Genomic DNA, 21,616 nt, shown 5'->3' with positions numbered 1-21,616 from the left:
CAATTTTGATTTTACTTATATCCTTATGTTGACGGATTTTCGGATTTCTGCTGGAAAGAGAGGAGTTTTGCATGCGTATTCTTCTGTTTACGGGAAAAGGCGGCGCAGGAAAAACCACCACGGCAGCGGCAACGGCCCTGCAGGCGGCAAGGGCCGGGAAAAAAACCCTTGTCATGTCCACAGACCCTGCCCACTCCCTGGCCGATGTCCTGAATCTTCCCCTGGGGCCGGAGCCTGTGGAGGTGGAGGCCAATCTCTGGGCTCAGGAGCTGGATATCTATTATTCCATGCGTAAGCACTGGGGATCGCTTCGTAAACTGATGCTGGAGGTTTTCAGATGGCAGGGGGTGGACCGCAAGATTGCCGAAGAGCTGGCAGCCATTCCGGGCATGGAGGAGGGCTCCGCATTTTTGTGGATAGAGGAATATGCCAGGGAAAAACGCTTTGATCTCATTGTGATTGATTCTGCTCCCACGGGCGAAACCCTGACCCTTCTTTCCCTGCCCCAGGTAACCCAGTGGTGGACCAGCAAGCTCTTTCCCTTCCCCCGCATGGCTTTGAAGGGAATGGGAAAGCTCATGGGTGGCGTGATGCCGCTGGCCGCAGGTCTGGAGGAGCTGGATTCCCTGCTGGAAAAGGTGGAGGGGGTGCAGAAACTTCTTTCGGATCCGGAAGTGACCAGTACCCGTATTCTGGTGAATCCTGAGCGCATGGTCATTGCAGAAGCCCGGAGGGCCTATACCTATCTGCAGCTTTACGGGTATCATGTGGATGCGGTGATCATGAACCGTATTTTACCGGATATTGAAGCCAGTGGTTTTTTTGCGGACTATGTGGCTTCTCAGGCGGGTTATATCTCTGAAATTGAAGAAAGCTTTTCCCCCCTGCCTGTCCTGCGTGTTCCCCATCTGGGTAAAGAGGTCTTCGGGCTGTCCCTTTTGGAAAAGGTAGGGCAGGTCCTCTACGGAGAAAGGGCGGTGGATGATTTCTTGTTTAAGGATAAGCCTCTGGATCTTGCAGAAACGGATGATGGCTATGTCATGAACCTGCGTCTGCCATTTCTGGAGGAAGGGGATGTGAAGGTTCATGGTTCCGGAGATACGGTGACCCTGCAGGTGGGTTCCCGGCGGCGGCATCTTTTTCTGCCACGGTTTCTGGCTTTTTATACCATAAAGGAAATCCTGCATGAGCCGCCTGATTTAAAACTCTTTTTTGAAAAACGGGCGGGATAGGATATTAATGGGGCCAGATTTCAATGATACCGTAAAAACCATTCTTAGGGGCAGGCCTTGCGCCTGCCCGTATTAAAAGCCCGCACCATAGGTCTGGCAACAACCTGATCAGCAAGCTGTGGCTGAGTCAGGCTAGTAATCAGAAAAGCCAATAGGCCTTTGGGAAATTGTTTTTATTCCTTGTGTGTTTGGAAATGGGATGCTAAGGAAAAATTGGTTGAACCAATATGGTGGCCGAGACTTCACATTGTGCCAATAGGATTGGAAAGGAAGAAGCGATGGGCGTGTACGCCTATGAGCGGGTATTGATGCATATCCGTGAAATGATGGCTAAGGGCGAGATCCGGCAGGGAGAGCGCCTGCCTCCTGAACGGGAGCTGGCAGAGCGTTTCGGCGTTTCACGCCACTCCCTCAGGCAGGCCCTGCAGTCTCTGGGGGAGCGGGGCCTGGTCATCCGGCGTCAGGGGTCAGGAACCCACCTGATGGCCGACTCCGAAGGAATTCTTGCAAGGGAGATGGCCTGCCTTCTTACCGGGTCAGGCTCACGCATGGATGCCCTTCTGGAGTTCCGTCTGATGCTGGAACCGGGAATAGCGGCCTTTGCCGCCAGAAGAATTACCGGTGATCAACTGGGACAGCTGGAACAGCTTGTGGAAAGACAGGCAACAGGGCAGGGGGGCTTTGGAGATCTGGACGCCCGGTTTCATGGCCTTCTGGCCGAGGCCACGGGCAATGTTATTGTCCGGGAGGTCATGGCCTCCCTTGCGACCCTTCTGGATGAAAGCCGGAGCCCTGTGTGGGAACATCCGGAAAGGGCTGCCTGTTCCCTTGGGGGACACCGGGCCATCCTTGATGCCCTTAAATCCAGAGACGAACATGCAGCACAGGAGGCCATGCAGGCGCACCTTGAAAGCATAAGAAAAACTCTGGTCTGTAATGGAACAGGGTAAGAGCTTGTTTTTATATAATTATTCAGCACAGTTTTCCAGGTACCATAGCTGCAAGACAGACGCACAGGCCCCAGGCTATTTGCCTGTGACGCAATCCGGCACTCAAGCTAAAAAACGCAAGCCCCTTTACGGGAGCAGAAATGCCTATGGATCTTGAGTGCCGGATTCGGGAGTTTCTTGCCCTGTGGGGAAGCGGCAAAACCTCCCCGCCACAGGCAGGATAAGCTTTTTGATTACAATATCAGGCCTTGGTACGTTGCCTTTGTGGCGGGTCAGGCAGTTTGCCGCTTCTTATTAGCACTCCGGCACTCAAGCCTGAAAAGGCTGCGTCGTTTACATGATGAGCTTTGGTTTTAGAGCTTGAGTGCCGGAATCCGAAACGATTGCAATGTCACTTGCAAATAGCCACGGAGCCTTGCAACAGTACGAAGCTGCTGTAATTACAGCATTGACAGTTCAAAATAAACTGTGCTGAACAGTTACGTTTTTATTTTGGATGGTTTGCAGGTATTGAATGGAGAGGATAAATGATTGAGACTTTTTTGCTGTACATGGCCTTAGGGGCCGTAGCCGGTGTGCTGGCGGGACTTCTGGGGATTGGGGGGGGGCTTGTGGTGGTGCCCATGCTGGTATTTGCGTTACCTGCGCAGGGGGTGGATGCCGCCGTTCTCATGCAGATTGCTTTGGGTACTTCCATGGCGGCCATTATTTTTACGGCTACGTCCAGTCTGAAGGCCCATCATCAGAGGGGCGCTGTGCGCTGGGATGTGGTGATCAGGATTTCTCCCGGTATTGTGGTGGGGACTTTTTTCGGTGCCATGGTGGCCTCACGGATGCCGACCCATACCCTGAAGGTTATTTTTATTGTCTTTTTGTATTATGTGGCTGCTCAGATGTTTTTGAATAAAAAACCAAAGCCCAGCCGCAGGCTGCCGGGATCTGCAGGTATGTTTGGAGCGGGCTGCACCATTGGCAGCATGTCCAGCTTTGTGGGAATTGGCGGCGGCACCCTGTCTGTGCCTTTTATGACATGGTGCAATATTCCCTTTCATACGGTGATCGGAACTTCCGCTGCCATAGGCCTGCCCATTGCTCTGGCCGGTACCGCAGGATATGTGGTGGGAGGGCTGGGGAATGACATGCTCCCGCCCCTTTCCCTGGGCTTTGTCTATGGGCCGGCCCTTCTGGGAATTGTGGGGGCAAGTGTGCTGACGGCACCGTTGGGTGCAAAGCTTGCCCACAGCCTGCCCGTGGATCGTTTGAAAAGATTTTTTGCCATTTTACTGCTTGTTGTGGCGACCCGTATGCTGCTGGGGCTATTTTAAAAATGGCTTTCCATCTTCAGCAGGTGGCTGCTACAAAGGATCGCCATCGCAGAAGCGCTTTGCAATGCTGCGGAAGGTTTCTGCCTCTTTCATAAATGCTTCCAGCACATCCGGATCAAAGTGACGGGGCAGGGTACGACCATCTCCTTCGGTGATGATACTCACGGCTTTTTCATGGGAAAAGGCTTTTTTGTAGCTGCGCTTTGATATGAGGGCGTCATATACATCGGCAATGGCCATCAGCCGGCCTGAAACGGGGATTTCATCCCCCTTCAGGCCTCTGGGATAGCCGGTGCCGTCCCATCTTTCATGGTGGGTATGGGCGATTTCAGCGGCTGTACTGAGAAAGGATTTCTGGCCGGACATTCCCTTTTCCGCCCGCTGCAGGGCCTCATACCCATAAATGGTATGGCGTTTCATTTCCTCGCATTCCTCCTTTGTCAGGGGGCCTTCCTTGAGGAGAATCCTGTCCGGTACACCCACCTTGCCGATGTCGTGGAGGGGGGCGGATTTAAAGAGCTGATCGATGAAGAGGCTGCTGTCCAGGGCATGGCGGAACCGCGGGTGATTCCGGAGATGGCGTGCCAGGGTGCGGACATAATGCTGGGACCTGCGGATATGCTCACCCGTTTCCATGTCTCTGGTTTCCGCAAGGGAGGCTATACACTGGATGGTGACATCCTGGGTCTGCTCCAGTTCCTTTGTTCTTTCCCGGACCCGTTCTTCAAGGCTTGCGTTCTGGTCGGCCAGGGCTTCCTTGGCAAGTTTCAGGGAAAGGTGGTTGTGGACCCGAACCCGCACAATGGCCGGATTAAAGGGTTTGGTGATGTAATCCACAGCACCTAAGGCAAGGCCCTTGTGTTCATCCAGTACCTCGTTCATGGCCGTAATAAAGACAATGGGAATGTCTTTGGTTCTGGCATCCTGTTTCAGGCGGCGGCAGACCTCAAAACCATCCATGCCCGGCATCATAATATCCAGAAGGATCAGGTCCGGAGGACTGGCCTTGGCATGCTCCAGTGCCGTGGCTCCGTCTATGGCAACCATAACCTCGTACTCCGGCCCTAGGGTGTCCAGCAGAAGGTCGATGTTGGTTTCCGTGTCGTCCACCACCATCAGGGTGCAGTCTTCGGGTTTACGCATCATGGTTTACCTCAAGTTCCTGGACCAGCGTCTGGATCTGACCCAGCGCTTCTTTCATCTGGTAGGATCGAATGAGTTTCAGAATGTGCTGAAGCCTTGGCGTGGTGGATTCCGGCCATTTTCTGTTTTCCAGCTCTGCCATGATGGGGGCGCAGCGTTTGGCTTTCAGGTTGGCCACCTCCGGCTGCAGCCTGTGAAGAATGCCGAGGAGCTCATTGTCATTTCCCGTGGGAAGATTCCTGTTTTTGATTTCAGAAGCCGACTGGGACTGAAGGCCTTGGAGGGTTTCTTCCATGGCATTCCGGAAATCTTCCCATGCCCCGTAGATATCGTCTTCTTCCGAAGGATGGCGCAGCAGATGGTCAAGCCTGCCTGCGCTTTCGAAAATGGCATCCATGCTTAAGTTACCGGAAACCCCCTTGATGGTGTGGGTTTCCATCTGGGCCGCTTCAAGGTTGCCGGTATCCAGATGGTTTTTGATGGTTTCCGGGGTATGGGTATAATCTTCTTTGAATTTGAGGAGCAGTTCCATATACAGCTCCATGTTGTCCCCGGCACGGGTGAGGCCCGATACGGTGTTGACCCCCGGTATCTCGGGAAGCATGTTTTGCATGTTCACAGTTTTTTCCTCTGCCATGGGCTGACTCCGGAAACTCTCAGGCAGCCAGCGGATGATGGTTTCAAAGAGCTGGGCCGGGTTGACGGGTTTGGGGACATGGTCATTCATGCCGGCCATCATGGCCGTTTCCCGGTCGCCCACCATGGCATTGGCCGTCATGGCGATAATGGGCAGTCTGTCTTTGCCCACGGTACTCCGGATCTGCCGGGTTGCCTCGTAGCCGTCCATTTCCGGCATCTGCACGTCCATGAGAACCAGATCAAAATTATATTCCATGGCCTTGTGCATGGCTTCACGGCCGTTCACTGCCGTGGTCACCCGGGCACCGGCACCGGTGAGCAGTTCTCTGGCCAGCTGACGGTTGAGCTCATTGTCTTCGGCAAGGAGGATATGAACGCCGTGAAGTGTGGGTGCATCCTTTTTTTCCTCTTTAAAATCTTTATTTCTCAACGTCCTTTCATCGGAAAGACAAAGGGCTTCCAGGGTGCTGTCCATGAGATCGGATATGGTGAAGGGTTTGAAAAGTACACCATCCAGAATTTCTCTGTCCTTTTCCTTAAGGTCTTTTCCAAAGGCTGTGACCAGCAGGATTCTGGGTTTGTCTGCGGCATGATCCCGGATGATCCTGCGGGCCAGATCAATGCCGTCCATGCCGGGCAGTTTCCAGTCCAGAAAAATAAGATCATAACGGGCTGTGCCCGTTGCAAGGTGGGCCAGGGCCTGCTCTGCGGTTTCAAAGGCCTTTACATGCATGGAAAGGGCTTCGGTATATTCCGTCAGTACCTGACGGCTGGCCGCATTGTCCTCCACCAGCAGCACCTTGAGGTTTTTCAGAAGTGCCGGGTTCTTTTCCTGCTCTCCGGGAGTTCCCGTTGACGGTTTCAGCCATACATCAAAGGAGAAGGTACTTCCTTTACCGGGCTGACTTTCAACGCATATGCGTCCTCCCATCATTTCCACAAGGCGCTGGGATATGCTTAGGCCAAGGCCCGAGCCCTCATACCTGCGGGTCATGGAAGCGTCCACCTGATTAAAGGGACGGAAAAGCTCTCCCTGCTGCTCCGGTGTCATGCCAATGCCCGTATCTTCTACGGAAAAGATCAGCTGAATGGCATCTTTTTTCTGATGTCCCGGTGCAATGGTCAGGGTAATCTGGCCTGCTTCGGTAAATTTAACCGCATTGCTGACCAGATTGAGCAGTACCTGTCCCAGACGTAAGGGATCCCCCACGCACTGGGGGGGAGTGCCGGGGTCCGTTATAAAGATCAGTTCCAGATTTTTTTCATGGGCCCTGAGGGCCGTCTGGTTGGCAAGACGGCTTAAGATATCATCCAGCCTGAAATCCACATGCTCCATTTCCATGCGGCCTGCCTCAATTTTTGAGAAATCAAGAATATCGTTGATGATTCTCAAAAGAGAGTCCGTGGCGGTATGGATTTTTTCCAGATAATCTTTTTGTTTCGGGGAGAGGTCGGTTTTCAGGGCAAGGTAGGTCATGCCCATGATGGCATTCATGGGCGTGCGTATTTCATGGCTCATGTTGGCAAGGAACTGACTTTTGGCCTGGGTGGCTGCGTCTGCGATGTCCTTGGCTTCGGCCAGTTCCCGGTTTTTGGCTTCCAGCTCACGGGCGAAGAGATTCAGGGCTTCTGCTGTTTTTTCAGCTTTTTCTTTGGCTGTTTTCAGCTTGTCATTGGCCTCCTGCAGGGCTGCGGTACGTTCCGTCACCCGTGTTTCCAGAAGCCGGTTGGCGCTTTTCAGGGCGGCTTCCGCCTCTTTGCGCTCGGATATATCCTCCAGCATGCCTTCCACAAAGGGAAGCCCTGTTTCCGGATTTCTTTCAAGCCGGGCCTGTATGGAACCCCATATCAGCCTGCCATCTTTTCGTTTCAGCCGGGTTTCAAAGTTTTGAACAATTTTTTCCCTTTCAAGGATCTGGCGGATGGTTACCGGTACATCGGGATCCGTAAAAAGTTCCGTCTCAAAATTATCCACAAGCACCATCATTTCCCCGATGTCCTGATAACCGAAAATGCGGGCCATGGAGGGGTTGATGCTGATGATTCTTCCGGAAAGGGTAATCTGGAAAATGCCTTCCAGGGCATTTTCAAAAATGCCCCTGTACTTTTTTTCTGAGATGAGAAGGGCTTTTTCCGCCTGTCTGCGCTCTCCGATCTCGTTTTTCAGCTGGTTGGTGTGGGCGGCTATGCGGGTGGCCATGACATTGATTTCAGTAATGATGGCATTGATATCTTCCTGGGGAACCGGCTCAATGGCACTGTCATAATTGCCTGCGGCAATGGACTGGATGTTTTCAAGGAGTTTGCCCATGGGCCCTTCCAGAAGGGAGGCCATGAGAAGGCGGATGACCAGCACCACAAGGGCGGTGGACAGAAGCACCATAATGCCGACCATGCGGATCAGGGTTTTTTGCATATCCCGTATTCCCTGCTGGGAAAACCAGATTTCAACGGAACCTATGGGAAGGGGGCTGCCATCTTCCCGGATGTGTTCCATGGTCCGGGTTTCACGGAAGATATGGGCATTTGCCGAGTCCGGGAGCTGCTCAAAAACGATGGTGTCCGGACTGAAAACAACCCGAAGGCCTGCCATGTGTTCCGTGTGGAGATAGGCCATGGCAATGCGTTCTGTCAGGTCATGATCCAGTTGCCAGGCAGGTCCTGAAAGCACATGGGTGATTTCCTGACTGATGGTGTGGGCCTGTTCTTTCAGCTCCGTACTGGCCTTATAGGTCAGGAAGCTATAGTAAATGGCACCCAGAATGGCGAACAGCAGGCACAGGGACAGGGACAGGCCTGAGATCAGGTCTCTGGAAAGGCTGCGTCTGGAGAATCGGGGAAGGGGCATAGGACCGGCTCTTGGAAGGAAGTGGATGCAAATCAATCTCGAACATTCATGATCAATTAGATACCAATATAGACCATGAAGGGCCTGCCGGTAAACAGCTATCTTCATTTTTTCATTCAGATATCTTTCAGTCCCCTGTCCGGGGGGGTGTCTTCCGGATGGGGATGGGCGAAAACGCCACATTCCTTGCTGTGGATGTGGCTTTGGATAATTGTTGTTTTATATCAAGGTCTTGTCTTGTTTTCGGCGGGCGGGGCCTTGTGGCGGTTTGGCCCCTTTTTTTGCTCAGGGGATAAGGCCGCAGGGGCCATGACCAGTTTTTTATGCATCTGAAAGCTGTTTTTTTAAATATTAATTTCTTTTATATTAAGAGTTTATGTTTTTTTATTCGCTCTGGCTGCATGCTTGGCATTCCGCTTGCAATAAAAGGGTTTCAGACAAGCAAGCAGTGTTTTGGTGTCTCCTTTGGTGGTGCACACCGGTATCTTAACTCCTGAGGTGCCGGTGTGCATAAAAGGGAGACCACCCAAAAGCCATGGAATCAGACAGCCGTCCGTATTTCAGGCTGGGATCTTATTTAGAACAGGGTCGGTCTTTCTGCCGGCAAAAACCATAATACAGGCCGCCTTTCCTGCCATAAGAAGGGCGGTCATTAAAGAAAACGGGGAGTAGAGCCATGAGAGAAGCGGTTATTGTGAGTGCCTGTCGGACACCGCTGGGGGCATTTAACGGATCCCTCGCATCCCTGGGCGCTGTGGATCTGGGAGCCATTGCCATCCGTGAAGCCGTAAAAAGAGCTGGTATAGAAGATAAGGAAGTCAATGAAGTGATCATGGGGCAGGTACTCCCCTGCGGTTGCGGTCAGAACCCGGCAAAGCAGGCGGCTGTGCGGGCCAACATGCCTTGGGAAGTGGAAGCCCTTACCATCAATAAGGTTTGCGGTTCTGCCCTGAAGGCCGTGATGCTGGCGGCTCAGGCTGTGGTGGCAGGAGATGCCGATGTGGTCATTGCAGGCGGCATGGAGAGCATGAGCAATGCTCCCTATTTTCTGGAAAAAGCCCGTTTTGGCCTGCGCATGGGCCATGGAGAGATCAGGGATGGCATGATCCATGACGGCCTCTGGGATCATGTGAATAATTTCCATATGGGCATGAGCAATGAGATCTGTTCGGAAAAATGGGGCGTTACCAGGGAAGATCAGGACCGCTACGCCGCAGAATCCTACCGCAGGGCCAATGAAGCCAAGGCTTCCGGCCGTTTTAAAGATGAAATTGTCCCCGTAGAAATTAAAACCCGTAAGAGTGTCACCGTTTTTGCCGAGGATGAGTCCGTCAAGGAAACCCCCTATGAGATGCTGGCGGCCATGTCCGGTGCCTTTAAAAAGGGTGGCGTGGGAACGGCAGGGAATGCATCCATCATCGCAGACGGTGCCTCTGCCGTATGTGTCATGAGCCGGGAAAAGGCCGAAGCCTTGGGCTGTGAAATCCTTGCCACCATCGGTGCCCAGGCTTCCTATGGCATTGAAATGCAGTATGTGCTCATGGCTCCCGCGTGGTCCATTCCCAAGTGCTGCGCCAAGGAAGGTATTCAGATGGATGCCATTGATCTTTTTGAAATCAATGAGGCTTTCAGCGGTACCTCCTTTGCCATCAACCGTGAACTGAAGCTGGATCCTGCGAAGGTCAACGTGAATGGCGGCAGTGTGGCCATTGGCCATCCCATCGGTGCTTCCGGAGCAAGGGTACTCACCACCCTGATCTATGAAATGAAGCGTCGGGATGCCAGAACCGGCCTTGCTTCCCTCTGCCTTGGCGGCGGTGAGGCTGTTTCCATGATTATCAAGAGATAAGAGACTGGCATTTCCATAATTTTTTTGGATGTTTGATCCGATATATCCGGCAGCCGGATGTTAAAAAAAAGGAGAAGAGAAAATGGAAGTCAAAACCTTTGGTGTGATCGGTGCAGGACAGATGGGCGGTGGTATTGCACAGGTGGCAGCGGCCAGCGGGCTGGATGTCATTGTGATGGATGTCAGTGAAGCTGCGCTGGAAAAGGGGATTGGCCTCATTAATAAAAATCTTTCCCGGAATGTGGAAAAGGGAAAGCTGGATGCCGGTGAAAAGGATGCCATTCTTGGTCGCCTGAAAACCGTAACTTCCCTTGAGGGGCTTGAACCCTGTGAGTATGTGGTGGAAGCGGCAACGGAAAGTGAGGCCTTGAAATATAAAATTTTTGAGGATCTGGACCGTATCTGCAAACCCGGTGTGATTCTTGGAACCAATACCTCCTCCATTCCCATCGGTCGCATTGCCGCAAGGACAAAACGTCCGGAAAAGGTCATTGGCATGCATTTCATGAATCCGGTGCCCGTGATGAAACTGGTGGAAATCATCCGGGGTATTGCCACGGATACGGAAACCTTCAAGCTTACCTGGGATCTCTGCGTCAAATTTGGCAAAACCCCGGCAGAGGCCAATGATTTCCCCGGCTTCATTGCCAACCGTATTCTTATGCCCATGATCAATGAGGCGGTTTTTGCCCTGTACCACAGCGTGGGCCGCAAGGAAGACATTGATACGGTCATGAAGCTGGGCATGAACCATCCCATGGGGCCCCTGGAGCTTGCCGACCTTATTGGTCTGGATACCTGTCTGGCCATTATGGAAACCCTGTATGACGGTTTCAGGGATTCCAAGTACAGGCCCTGCCCTCTGCTGCGGAAATATGTGGAAGCTGGTTGGCTGGGTCGTAAAACCGGTAAGGGTTTTTACGATTATAAATAGGAAAAAGATACCTGCCTTTGTCCCTGACAGGTGCAGGTATCCCCTTGATTTTCGGATGGGTGGGCATCCCATGAAAGGGTGTCTGGAAATGAATAATCAGTGAACGGGGGCTGTTATGGCGTTTGAAATCAGCAAAGAGCAGAAGATGATTCAGAAGATGGCCCGGGAATTCGGCCGCAAGGAACTGGCGGAAGCAGCCATGGAGCGGGACCATACCGGAGAGTATCCCAGGGAGATCCTCAAAAAAATGGGGGAGCTGGGACTTCTGGGGATGCTGGTGCCCGAAGAGTATGACGGTGAGAACATGGGAACCGTGGCCTACTCTCTGGCACTGACGGAGATTGCTTATTATGACGCATCCGTGGCCGTTATCATGAGCGTGCATAACTCCATCGGCTGCGGCAGTCTGGTGCGGTTCGGCAGTGATGCCCAGAAGGAAAAATATTTAAGGCCCATGGCCAAGGGTGAGATCATTGCAAGTTTTGCCCTTTCCGAGCCCGAGGCGGGCAGTGATCCTGCGGGGATGACAGCCACTGCGGAAAAGGACGGGGATTTTTATATCTTGAATGGCACCAAGCGCTGGATCACGGGCGGAGCCACCTCTGGTGTTTTCATCATTCTTGCCAAAACCGATCCTGCGGCAGGTCACAAGGGGATTTCTGCCTTCCTCATTGAGCCGGGCATACCGGGCTTTATTGTGGGCCGTAAGGAAGACAAAATGGGCCTTAAGGGTTCTGACACCACGGATCTCATCTTTGAAAACTGCCGGGTTCCCGCATCTGCCCTGCTGGGTAAGGAAGGGGAAGGCTTCCTCGTTGCCATGAGTGGCCTTGATGATGGTCGCATCGGCATCGGTTCCCAGAGCCTTGGGGTCGGGATGCGCGCCCTGGATCTGGCTGTGGATTACGCCAAACAGCGCCACCAGTTCGGAAAACCCATTGCCGCCAATCAGGGCCTGCGCTGGATGATCGCAGACATGGCAACGGAAGTGGAGGCGGCAAGACTTCTGGTACTCAATGCGGCAGCCATGAAGGACAGGGGAGAAAAATGCTCCAAGGAAGCGTCCATGGCCAAGATGTATGCCTCTGAAATGGCCAATCATGTGGCGGGTCAGAGTCTTCAGATTCATGGTGGCTACGGTTATACCAAGGAGTTTGAAATTGAGCGTCTGTACCGGGATGCCAGGGTTTTCACCATTTATGAAGGCACCACCCAGGTTCAGAAGATTGTTATCAGCGGCGAAGTAATCGGGGACAAGAAGCGTAAGAAGAAGTAGGGGGCGAAGCGGATGCCTTTGTGCATCCCTTTTTTATACGCATGTGCTGAACGTTGTTTTTGTGTGCAGCCTGCGTAACTGTGGCAGGATGATGGTTTTTTTTTCTGTGACAGGATGGCAAGCCAGCTTTCTTTTGAAGGAGGAGAAAATGGCAAAACCCGTGAGAATGAATCTTAAGGAGGCCGTTGCACAGATACCCGACGGCGCAATGCTGACCTTCAGCGGTTTTACCATCTGGCGGCGTCCCATGGCCGCTGTGTATGAGATGATACGGCAGGGTAAGAAAAATCTGCACCTTGTGGAAGTGAACGGCGGCACCCATTCCGATCTGCTCATCGGCGCAGGTTGCGTGAAAATCTGGGAAAGCTGCTGGATCGGCCATGAGCTTTTCGGCAAGATCGGCGCCAACCTGGCCCGCAGGGCCGAAGCCGGTGAGGTGATCATCGAGGATTACAGCCATGTGCAGATTCTTTACCGCATGGCCGCAGGGTCCATGGGTCTTCCCTATCTGCCCACCTATGCCAGTATGGGTACGGACATGCTCAATCCTGCCTATGATCATCTGAAAATTGCAGGGTTGAGGGACGGCAGTAATCCGAAAATTCCCAAAAAGAAGTATGAAATTGTATCGGATCCCTTCTACGGCGGAGAACTGCTGCACATGCCTGCGGCCAATCCGGACTGGTGCATTGCCCATGTTCAGATGGTGGGCGAGGAAGGCACGGTACGGGTTGACGGTCAGCTTTATTCGGATTCCGAAGCCATCAAGGCATCGGATAATGTCATCATTGTCGCAGAGCAGGTGGTGAGCGAAGACTATATCCGCAGGGAGCCCACCCGTAACCTCATTGCAGGACATCAGGTTTCCTGCATTGTGGAACAGCCCTGGGGTGCCCACCCCACAGGATGCTTTGGCTGCTATGAAACCGATGGCACCTTTATCCAGAATTTCTTCAAGAGCACCCGCACCCAGGAAGGTCTGGATGCCTGGGTCAAGGAATGGATTCACGATATACCCGATTATGAGACCTACCTTGAAAGAATCGGTATCACGCGACTGGAGCAGCTGCGGGCAAACCCGGCCTTTGGATATTCCACCACAATCAAAAGGGGGACACGCTGATGAGTCGAGATACGACCCTTGCAAAAGTTGGCGAATTCAAGCCCATCGATCTTCTGGCAGTGGCTGCGGCCCGTGAAGTGACCGACGGCGATGTGGTTTTTGCAGGCACAGGACTTCCCATGCTGGCCATTGGTCTGGCCCAGCTCACAACGGCACCCACGGCGGTCTGTATTTATGAGGCGGGCAGTGTGGATGGCAGACCCATTTCCCTTCCCACCTCCGTGGGTGATGCCCGGTGTATCTATCAGGCATCCGTAGCCTCAGGGCTGTTTGATGTGTTCAATCAGCTCCAGAGGGGTGTTGTGGATCTGGCCTTCCTCGGTGGTGCGGAAGTGGACAAGTACGGAAACGTGAACACCACGGGTATGGGTAAATACGGCATTGTTCCGGAAAAAAGACTCACCGGATCCGGTGGTAACTCCGACATCAACGGCCTTGCCAGAAAAACTGTTTTCATCATGGTGCAGGAAAAAAGACGTTTCAGGGAGAAGGTGGATTTTGTCACTTCTCCGGGATGGCGGGTTCCCAAATGGCCTTCCGGTGAAATGGTGCCCAAGAAAGAAGTGTATAACAAGGCTTTCCGGGGCGGACCAGAGGCTGTGATTTCCAACATGGGTGTTTTCCGTTTCGATGAAAACGGAGAGATGTATCTGGATACCTATCATCCCGGATGCACACCCCAGCAGATCCTTGAAAACTGCAGCTTTGACTTAAACATCAGCCGGGTGCGTGGCGAAACCAAGGCACCGACCCTGGGTGAGCTGGATCTTCTTTATAAAACGATCGACCCGGAAGGGATTTTCCTTCCGTAATCGGTATGCCGGTACGCCCCGTACCGGCACTCTCCCCCCTCAGGCCGGGGATGTTTTTTAATCCCCGGCTTTCTTTCCACCCCCTACTGGGGAAACAGGAGGTCACAATGCAGGATGTGATGTTTTCTACGCCCCGTTGCTGGCAGAGTTTCTGGGTCCGGGATACGGCCCTTCTCTTCAGGCTGGCCTCTCCCCTGGGACGTTTCTGCCGCATGGGCGTGGTGGTGGTATGGAGTTTTGGAAAAAATCCTCCCCGTCTTCCTGAGTCCTTTGGTCTGGTCAGGGATGCGGAGGCTGTAGCCTCCATCCTTTCCCTTCCTCAGGATGCAAGGGTTCTGGGATTTATCCCGCTGGCCGGTCCCGGAGAAAAGACCTGCTTTGATGAAAGGGCATTCACATGAGCAAAGATGTTCACCTTTCATACCTTCCTGCAGCGGGAGGAAAAAGGCTCCTGTGCATCCGTATTGAAGCGCCGGAACGCCTCAATACCCTGCGTCAGGAAACCACCGCAGCCATTGGGGATGCCGTACGCAGGGCGGATCAGGATGAAAGTGTGGTCTTTATATGGATTGAGGGGGGAGGAAAGAAAGCCTTTTGTGCAGGCGGCGATGTTCGGATGCTTTCCGGAAATTACCGGAAGGGGGAGAAGGAAAGTGTTCTGCATTTTTTTACCACGGAATATAGCACGGATTATGCCATCCACATGGCAAAAACGCCCATCCTCTGCTTTGCCCACGGTATTGTCATGGGCGGAGGCATGGGGATTCTGGCCGGTTGCCGCCATAAGGTGCTGACACCGGATGTGGTTCTGGCCATGCCTGAGGTTTCCATCGGGCTTTTCCCAGACGTGGGTGCCACCTGGTTTCTGAACCGCATGCCCAGAGGCTGCGGGAGGCTTCTGGGGCTCTGCGGCTACCGCATGGATGCGGCGGATGCCTGTTTTCTGGGTTTCGGAGACCGCGTTGTTCAGCAGGAGGACAGGGACGCTCTGTTTGAAAGCCTTGCGGCACTGGACTGGACGGGCAATCCCGAAAGGGATGCCCAGGCTGTGGATGCCGTACTGGCCCACTTTGAACTGCCTCTGGAGCCGGGATTTCTTGCGGAAAAACCCGAATGCCTCCGCAAGCTGGCCCTGGCACCGGATCCGGTGAGCTTTGGTGAAATACTTCTGGAAGCGGGAAAACGGGAACCAAGGCTGATGGAGGCGTCAAAAACCTTTGGCTCTGCCAGTCCCTTCAGTATCTGCCTTACCTGGAGACAGCTCGGTTCAGGCAGGCACCTTTCCCTGAAGCAGGCCTTCTGCCTTGAGCTGATCCTTGCGGCCCGATGCCTTGAACATCCGGATTTCCATGAAGGTGTGCGGGCGCTTCTGGTGGACAAGGACGGGGCACCTGTCTGGAAGGACAGCAGGCCTGAAAAGGTGGATCCTTCGGAAGTCCGGCACTGTTTTACTCCGCCCTGGTCTTCCCTGCATCCCCTGAAGGATCTGCCGGAACCGGCTCTGATCTCCGGATGGTCATAAATACTATGGAAAAAGGATGAAACATGGAATTCAAGAATCTGATTTATGAAAAAGAAGAAGGGATTGTCCGCATTACCCTGAACCGTCCCAAGGCCCTGAACGCCCTGAATGCGGAACTGATTTCTGAGCTGAATGTCCTGTTTGATGCCCTTGCCGCAGATGATGGCGTGCGGGTGGTTCTCCTTACAGGTGCCGGAGACAAGGCCTTTGTGGCGGGTGCGGATATTTCTGAACTTGCCCACATGGACAGTTTTTCAGCAAGGATTTTTGCCGATGCGGGCCAGTCCATGATGGCAAAAATTGCCCTCCTTCCCATGCCCGTCATCGCCGTTGTCAATGGCTTTGCCCTGGGCGGCGGGTGTGAGCTGGCTTTGGCCTGTGATTTTATCTATGCCTCGGAAAAAGCCATGTTCGGTCTTCCCGAAGAAACCCTTGGCCTCATTCCCGGCTTTGGGGGAACCCAGCGTCTGGCAAGGCGGGTGGGGGCGGCCATGGCCATGGAGCTGATTTTTACGGCAAAGCGCATTAAGGCGGAAGAAGCAAAGGCGCTGGGTCTGGTCAACCGTGTGCTGCCCCCGGAGCAGTTGATGGAGGAGGCGCAGAAAACAGCCGCAACCATCGCAGCCATGGGGCCCGCAGCCATCGCTCTGGCCAAGGCTGCCGTTCACAGGGGTATTGAGGTGGATCTGATTTCGGGTTCGTATATGGAAAAGGAGGCCTTTGGTCTCTGCTTTGCCAGCCCGGATGCAAAGGAAGGAACGTCAGCCTTCCTTGAAAAACGTAAAGCCGTATTCAGCAAAACCCGTTGAAAAATGTTTTTCAGCGGGTTGCGGAGAGCCTGAGAAGTCCGGTGCAGCTCTTCTGCCTCATCAATCAAGTTGCAAACCAAGGGGGAAACCATGCAGGAAAAGACTTTGTTCAATCGTTGGCTGGTCGTTGCGGGTGCCTGTCTCATGCAGGCCATTCTCGGTGCGGTTTATACCTGGAGTCTTTTTAACTCCGCTTTGATTGAAAAATTCGGATGGGACAGGGGCGATGTGGTCTTCACCTTCTCGGTGACCATGGTTTCCTTCACCATTGCCGTACTGGTGGCAGGGAGGGTGCAGGACAAGCTCAAGCCCAGAAATGTGGCCATTGTTGGTGGTATTGTTGCGGGTATGGGTGTTTTCCTTGCGGGACAATCCGTTTCCATCATGGGGATGTATCTGACCTACGGTTTTATCACGGGTTTTGCCATGGGTGCCGTTTACGTGGTTCCCGTAGCCACCTGCGCCAAGTGGTTCCCGGACAGGCGTGGCTTTGTTACCGGTCTTAACCTGGCCTTTGTGGGTGTGGGGGGGATGGCACTCAAGCCTGTCATCGTCTGGCTCATCAATAATGTGGGTGTGTCGGAATCCTTTATGTATCTTGGGGTTGCCTATGGGGTTCTCATTGTGATTGGTGCCTTTTTCATGGTGCAGCCGCCCGCAGGTTATGTACCTCCGGGATATACCCCTCCCAAGGAGGGGGTTGCCCAGACCGGCAAGGTGACCCAGTCTGCAAAGCAGTATACGCCTTCAGAAATGATGCGTACGCCCCAGTTTTACTCCCTGACCCTGATTTATTTCTTTGGTGCGGCTGCTGGCCTTATGGTTATTGCCATTGCTGCCAATATCGGTATGGATCTTGTCGGTCTCAGCCTTGCCCAGGCGGGTAATGCCGTTGTCACCATATCCCTTTTCAATGCTTTGGGGCGTTTTGGCTGGGGCGCCATTTCCGACCGCATCGGCCGCATGCAGTCTCTGGCACTCATGTCCGCAGGTTTTGTGGTGGTCATGCTCTTCATGTCCCTTGTTCCCATGAATTATGCCACCTATCTGATTGCCACCTGTATCGTTGGCTTCTGTTTCGGTGGCTATCTTTCCACAACACCTTCCGTTGTAACGGACTGGTACGGTACCAAGAACGTGGGCAACAACTACGGTATCGTTTTCCTTTCCTACGGCGTGGCTGCCATGTTCGCTCCCCGTTTTTCCGTTCAGCTGGGTTACACTGCAGCCTTCATGGTGGCAGCGGTTCTCTGTGCTGTGGGTGCCGTTCTGGCCTTTACCACCAAGCCTCCCCGCCAGCCAGTTTCCGTTGAGAAAAGGGTGCATGCATCCTCCTAGATTTAAACTCTTTAAAAGACGGATGAAAGGGCATCCGTTTTACCTGAAGCAGGTCTTATAAAAAAGGTTGCAGGCGGGAGGCGTGCTCCTCCTGCAACCTTTTTCCTCACTGGCGTGTCTCTTAATAAAAGAAATTTTTAAGCAGGTTTAATTAACTCAAGAAGCACCCGTTTGCTGTATTGTGCCCCATGCCTTTAATTTTTATAAAGTGAGGCTGCCATGACTCTTCCCGATCAAAAAGACTCCCTGGAAAAGCGTTTCCGCTATGATGCGGATAAAAATCGTTTTTATGTAAATTTTGAAAACTACAGTATCGAAAGCCTAAGGGATATCCAACGTATTGAATTTCTTGTTGCTGAACAGCTTTCACATCTTAAAGACCGTGTGAATGCCATTGTGAATTATGAAAACTTTACCATCAGGCAGGAACTGATGGATGCCTATGCCAGTATGGTCAACCGTCTGATGGAGCATTTTTATGCGGGGGTTACCCGTTATACATCCGATGAGTTTCTGCGTGAAGAGCTGGCCAGCAGCCTTAAAAGAAAACAGGTCTCCCCCAATTTTTATGCCAGCATAGAAGATGCAGAGCATGCCCTGACCGTGTACCAGTGGAGCTGGGGATAGAGGAAGAAATACGCAGCAGATGTTTTTGAAGAGGATCCCTTTTCTGAGAGAACAGCAAGCCTGATTTTTTATAATGAAATCGTCAGTCGAAATATCCGCATTTGTTATACCGGAAGCCAGGTAAGGGGAACCCCGGCAGATATGAAACCCTGCAGATCATGATGAGGCTGCGGGGTTTCTTTTTTTTTTAGACCCTTGCATTTTTGTTTTTTATGGGGTTTGATGCCAAAAAACAATGTTCTTTGGTGCGGCGGATGGTCTGGTGGCGTTCCGGATAGATTTTTCAGCTTCCATGACGGGAGGGAAAATTCCGGGAGAATCTGAAAACAGTCTGGCAGCGCTCACCTGCGCTGCACTGAATCCTGTAACCCCGACCTGCTTAATGGATAGAATCAAATGAACTGGGAAGAATATGCGGATATGGTGTCTGGAAAAGGAAAGGAAAAGTCTTTGGCCCTGAAGGATCTGGAGACCCTCGTTATTTTTTTGAGGCGTTGCAACCATGCCCTTCTGAAGGCCAGCGACGAGTCCTATCTTCTGCGGGAAATCTGTATGGCACTGGTGGCCATGGGCGGCTATGCCCTCTGCTGGGTAGGGTATAGGGAAGAGGATGAAGGTCTGTCCGTCCGTAAGGTGGCCTGCTGGGGGGATGGGAAGGATTATCTGGAAAACATGCAGGTTTCATGGGCGGAGACGGGGCCGGGTTCCGGCACACCAACGGGGAGTGCCACACGTACGGGGAAGACTTTTCTGAACCGGGAGCTGGAGAGTTCTTCCCGTGGTTCTTCAGAGGAGTGGATTCTGGCAGCGGTGGAGCATGGTTTCCGCTCTGTTTTGAGTATTCCCCTTATTGTGGAAGGACGGAAAAAGCCCATTGGCGCCCTGACCCTTTATTCCTTCGCCAAAGGGGCCTTCGGGGAGAGGGAATGCCTTCTTCTGTCAAACCTTGCCGGTGATGTGGCCAGCGGCATTGATCATCTGCACCAGAAGCTGGAACGGGAAAGGGTGGAAGAGGCCCTGCGCATGGCAGAGGCCCGTTACGCAGGCGTGCTTGAGAACACAGGGACAGGAACCATCCTCATTGAGAACAATGAATACATCCGTTTCTGTAATGCCACCTTTGAAAAGATGACAGGCTATACCCGCGAGGAAATCCTTGGCAGGAAAAAATGGAAGGATTTTGTGGTTCCCGAAGATGTCAAACGCATGGAAAACTACCATGTGTGGCGGCGCACGGAACCGGGGCGGGCACCTTCCGTGTATGAGTGTCAGTTTCTGAACCGGAAGGGAGAAATCAAAGATATCCTCATGAAGGTGGGTATGGTTGAAGGTTCGCTGATGAGCGTTGCCTCTTTCATGGATATCACGGAAGCCAAGAAGGCGAGAAATCTTCTGCATGAGCGGGAAGCTCAGCTTGCAGCCATTGTCAATCATCTCCCCGGTCCTGTTTTTGTAAGGGATATCAAGGGCAGGGTGATTTTTGCCAACCACCGTCTGGTTTCACAGTCCGGGTACAATCCTGAGGGTGAATACTGCTATTCCATTTTTTATAAGCGTAAAAAACCCTGCACGGGCTGTCCCGTGGGAAGGGTCTTTGCCGGTGAGACCGTGCGTAAGGAGGTTTTTTTTCCCGAAGAGGGCCGCTGGTATGAGGTGATTTATGCACCCCTTGCTTCCTTTGATGGTACCGTTGGTCGGGTACAGGCTGTTTTTATGGATATTACGGAAAGGAAAGCTGCCGAATCCGCCCTGATGATAAGGGAAGAAAGCCTGCGGGAAGAAAACAGGCGGCTCCGTTCCGCCATGCAGGAGCGCTGGCATTTTGGCGGACTGGTGGGAAAAAGTCAGGTGATGCAGGATGTCTATGAAAGGATTCTTAAAGCCGCATCGGGCAGCAGCAGTGTGATCATTTACGGGGAGTCCGGTACGGGCAAGGAACTCACGGCCAGAGCCATCCATGATATGAGTGAAAGGGTGCGGGGGCCCTTTGTTGCCGTTAACTGCGGAGCCATCAGTGAGAATCTTGCGGAGAGTGCTTTTTTTGGTCATAAGAAGGGGGCCTTTACCGGGGCGGACCGGGATAAGCAGGGATATCTTGCCGCTGCGGACGGAGGTACGCTTTTTCTCGATGAAATCGGAGAAATTCCTCTGGCCATGCAGATCAAGCTGCTCAGGGCGCTGGACGGGGCAGGATTCACCCCTGTGGGCGGTACGGAAACCCTGAAACCGGATATCCGTGTCATTGCCGCAACCAACAGAAATCTTTACGATCTTCTGCGGGAAAACCGTATGCGTGAAGATTTTTTCTACAGAATCCATATTGTTCCCATACGTCTTCCTGCCCTCAGGGACCGCAAGGAGGATCTGCCCCTTCTCATGGATCATTTTTTCAATAAATATGGTGCGGGCAGGGTGCTTCCGCCGGTGACGGGTAAGCTTCTCGAAGCCTTTTCCAGCCATGACTGGCCGGGCAATGTCCGGGAACTGCAGAATGCGGTGCAGCGTTATCTCTCATTGGGGAACCTTGATTTTCTGGGAGAAAGGGAGGGTTTTGCCGAGGATGAGGGAGAGGCTGAAAAGGTTGGGGCCCTTGTTCCGAGGGTGGATGCCTATGAGAAAAAGCTCATTGTGGAAGCCCTGCACCGTCATCAGTGGCACAGGGAAAATGCGGCAGAAAGTCTGGGTATTCACAGAAAGACCCTGTTTACCAAAATGAAGAAATTCGGCCTTCTTAATGAAAACTGAAGGGTTTTTAGCTGAAGCCGTCACCGTTAATCGGGCACCTGTAAGGGATGCCCCTTAAAACAGGGACCTAAAAACCCTTCGCAGGGCAGGCCTTCAAACCTGCCCGAATGAAAGTGCGCACCATGGGCCTGCCAACGGGCGGATAAGCTCAGGGTGGTAATCAGATTTTTTATTGTGAGATACCGGACAAGGCCCGTTCAATGAGGCGAAGTTCTTCCGGGTCTGTGTAGATGTCACAGCTTTTTTCTGATATGGAGCCACCTTCTTCTGTTTTCATGCCCTTTGTTCGCTCCGGACTGCCTGTTTCGGATCTGTACATCTGTGTTCTCCCTTCTATGAAGTTGTCCTCGTTTTAATGAATTGCAATTCAGGATTCGGCCATAATACACCTGAAAAGCCCTTTGCATCCGCAGCTTTAACGCCTCCTTTCTTTTTTGGCAAGGC

The 21,616-nt window shown here is 52.8% G+C and carries 17 protein-coding genes; 14 read left to right on the top strand and 3 right to left on the bottom strand.

What is annotated here, in order from left to right; translation table 11 throughout:
- The first annotated feature begins 71 nt into the window (after positions 1-71).
- The 3 genes from LZ24_RS11055 to LZ24_RS11045 all read left to right on the top strand — a co-directional run bounded on the left by LZ24_RS11055 (position 72) and on the right by LZ24_RS11045 (position 3,507).
- Positions 72-1,232: an ArsA family ATPase gene (locus LZ24_RS11055; protein ID WP_144685368.1), complete on the top strand. Its 1,161-nt coding sequence runs from the start codon at positions 72-74 to the stop codon at positions 1,230-1,232.
- A gap of 278 nt (positions 1,233-1,510) precedes the next feature.
- Complete coding sequence (locus LZ24_RS11050) at positions 1,511-2,182, top strand: FadR/GntR family transcriptional regulator (RefSeq protein WP_186443083.1); 672 nt, start codon at positions 1,511-1,513, stop codon at positions 2,180-2,182.
- Between the two features lie 527 nt (positions 2,183-2,709).
- Positions 2,710-3,507, top strand: a complete 798-nt coding sequence (locus LZ24_RS11045) for a sulfite exporter TauE/SafE family protein (RefSeq protein ID WP_144685366.1) — start codon at positions 2,710-2,712, stop codon at positions 3,505-3,507.
- 30 nt (positions 3,508-3,537) lie between these two features.
- Here LZ24_RS11045 and LZ24_RS11040 read toward each other — a convergent pair whose 3' ends face one another.
- Both LZ24_RS11040 and LZ24_RS11035 read right to left on the bottom strand, forming a co-directional pair.
- Entirely contained in the window at positions 3,538-4,653 is a 1,116-nt protein-coding gene (locus LZ24_RS11040) for a response regulator (RefSeq protein WP_222427615.1), read from the bottom strand.
- Positions 4,643-8,137, bottom strand: a complete 3,495-nt coding sequence (locus LZ24_RS11035) for a hybrid sensor histidine kinase/response regulator (RefSeq protein ID WP_186443082.1) — start codon at positions 8,135-8,137, stop codon at positions 4,643-4,645. The genes LZ24_RS11040 and LZ24_RS11035 overlap by 11 nt, the downstream gene beginning before the upstream one ends.
- Positions 8,138-8,813: 676 nt before the next feature.
- On the opposite strand from LZ24_RS11035, the gene LZ24_RS11030 reads away from it, so the two are divergent.
- From LZ24_RS11030 to LZ24_RS10980, 11 genes are all read left to right on the top strand, one after another.
- The gene (locus LZ24_RS11030; RefSeq protein ID WP_144685364.1) at positions 8,814-9,986 is read left to right on the top strand and encodes an acetyl-CoA C-acetyltransferase; all 1,173 of its coding nucleotides are present in this window, start codon (positions 8,814-8,816) and stop codon (positions 9,984-9,986) included.
- A gap of 82 nt (positions 9,987-10,068) precedes the next feature.
- Positions 10,069-10,920 (top strand): 3-hydroxybutyryl-CoA dehydrogenase, encoded by an 852-nt coding sequence (locus LZ24_RS11025; RefSeq protein ID WP_144685363.1) that lies wholly within the window; start codon positions 10,069-10,071, stop codon positions 10,918-10,920.
- Positions 10,921-11,035: 115 nt separating this feature from the next.
- Positions 11,036-12,196, top strand: a complete 1,161-nt coding sequence (locus tag LZ24_RS11020; RefSeq protein ID WP_144685362.1) for an acyl-CoA dehydrogenase family protein — start codon at positions 11,036-11,038, stop codon at positions 12,194-12,196.
- Positions 12,197-12,344: 148 nt separating this feature from the next.
- Entirely contained in the window at positions 12,345-13,319 is a 975-nt protein-coding gene (locus tag LZ24_RS11015; RefSeq protein ID WP_144685361.1) for a CoA transferase subunit A, read from the top strand.
- The gene (locus LZ24_RS11010; RefSeq protein ID WP_144685360.1) at positions 13,319-14,131 is read left to right on the top strand and encodes a CoA-transferase subunit beta; all 813 of its coding nucleotides are present in this window, start codon (positions 13,319-13,321) and stop codon (positions 14,129-14,131) included. Before LZ24_RS11015 ends, LZ24_RS11010 begins: the two co-directional genes overlap by 1 nt.
- A gap of 107 nt (positions 14,132-14,238) precedes the next feature.
- Positions 14,239-14,532, top strand: a complete 294-nt coding sequence (locus LZ24_RS11005) for a hypothetical protein (protein ID WP_144685359.1) — start codon at positions 14,239-14,241, stop codon at positions 14,530-14,532.
- The gene (locus LZ24_RS11000; RefSeq protein ID WP_144685358.1) at positions 14,529-15,653 is read left to right on the top strand and encodes an enoyl-CoA hydratase/isomerase family protein; all 1,125 of its coding nucleotides are present in this window, start codon (positions 14,529-14,531) and stop codon (positions 15,651-15,653) included. The genes LZ24_RS11005 and LZ24_RS11000 overlap by 4 nt, the downstream gene beginning before the upstream one ends.
- 23 nt (positions 15,654-15,676) lie before the next feature.
- Positions 15,677-16,462, top strand: coding sequence for an enoyl-CoA hydratase-related protein (locus tag LZ24_RS10995; RefSeq protein ID WP_144685357.1), 786 nt, complete (start codon positions 15,677-15,679; stop codon positions 16,460-16,462).
- Positions 16,463-16,552: 90 nt separating this feature from the next.
- Entirely contained in the window at positions 16,553-17,800 is a 1,248-nt protein-coding gene (locus LZ24_RS10990; RefSeq protein ID WP_144685356.1) for an L-lactate MFS transporter, read from the top strand.
- 219 nt (positions 17,801-18,019) lie between these two features.
- Positions 18,020-18,427 (top strand): hypothetical protein, encoded by a 408-nt coding sequence (locus LZ24_RS10985; RefSeq protein WP_144685355.1) that lies wholly within the window; start codon positions 18,020-18,022, stop codon positions 18,425-18,427.
- A 396-nt stretch (positions 18,428-18,823) separates the two neighbouring features.
- Complete coding sequence (locus tag LZ24_RS10980) at positions 18,824-21,172, top strand: sigma 54-interacting transcriptional regulator (RefSeq protein WP_144685354.1); 2,349 nt, start codon at positions 18,824-18,826, stop codon at positions 21,170-21,172.
- Between the two features lie 169 nt (positions 21,173-21,341).
- Here LZ24_RS10980 and LZ24_RS17235 read toward each other — a convergent pair whose 3' ends face one another.
- Complete coding sequence (locus LZ24_RS17235) at positions 21,342-21,491, bottom strand: hypothetical protein (RefSeq protein ID WP_186443081.1); 150 nt, start codon at positions 21,489-21,491, stop codon at positions 21,342-21,344.
- Between the last annotated feature and the right edge of the window lie 125 nt (positions 21,492-21,616).

Source organism: Desulfobotulus alkaliphilus (assembly GCF_007830435.1).
In the GTDB taxonomy this organism is placed as follows: domain Bacteria; phylum Desulfobacterota; class Desulfobacteria; order Desulfobacterales; family ASO4-4; genus Desulfobotulus; species Desulfobotulus alkaliphilus.
The sequence above is the reverse complement of the archived record's forward strand: the minus strand, read 5'-3'. Positions and strand labels throughout refer to the sequence as shown.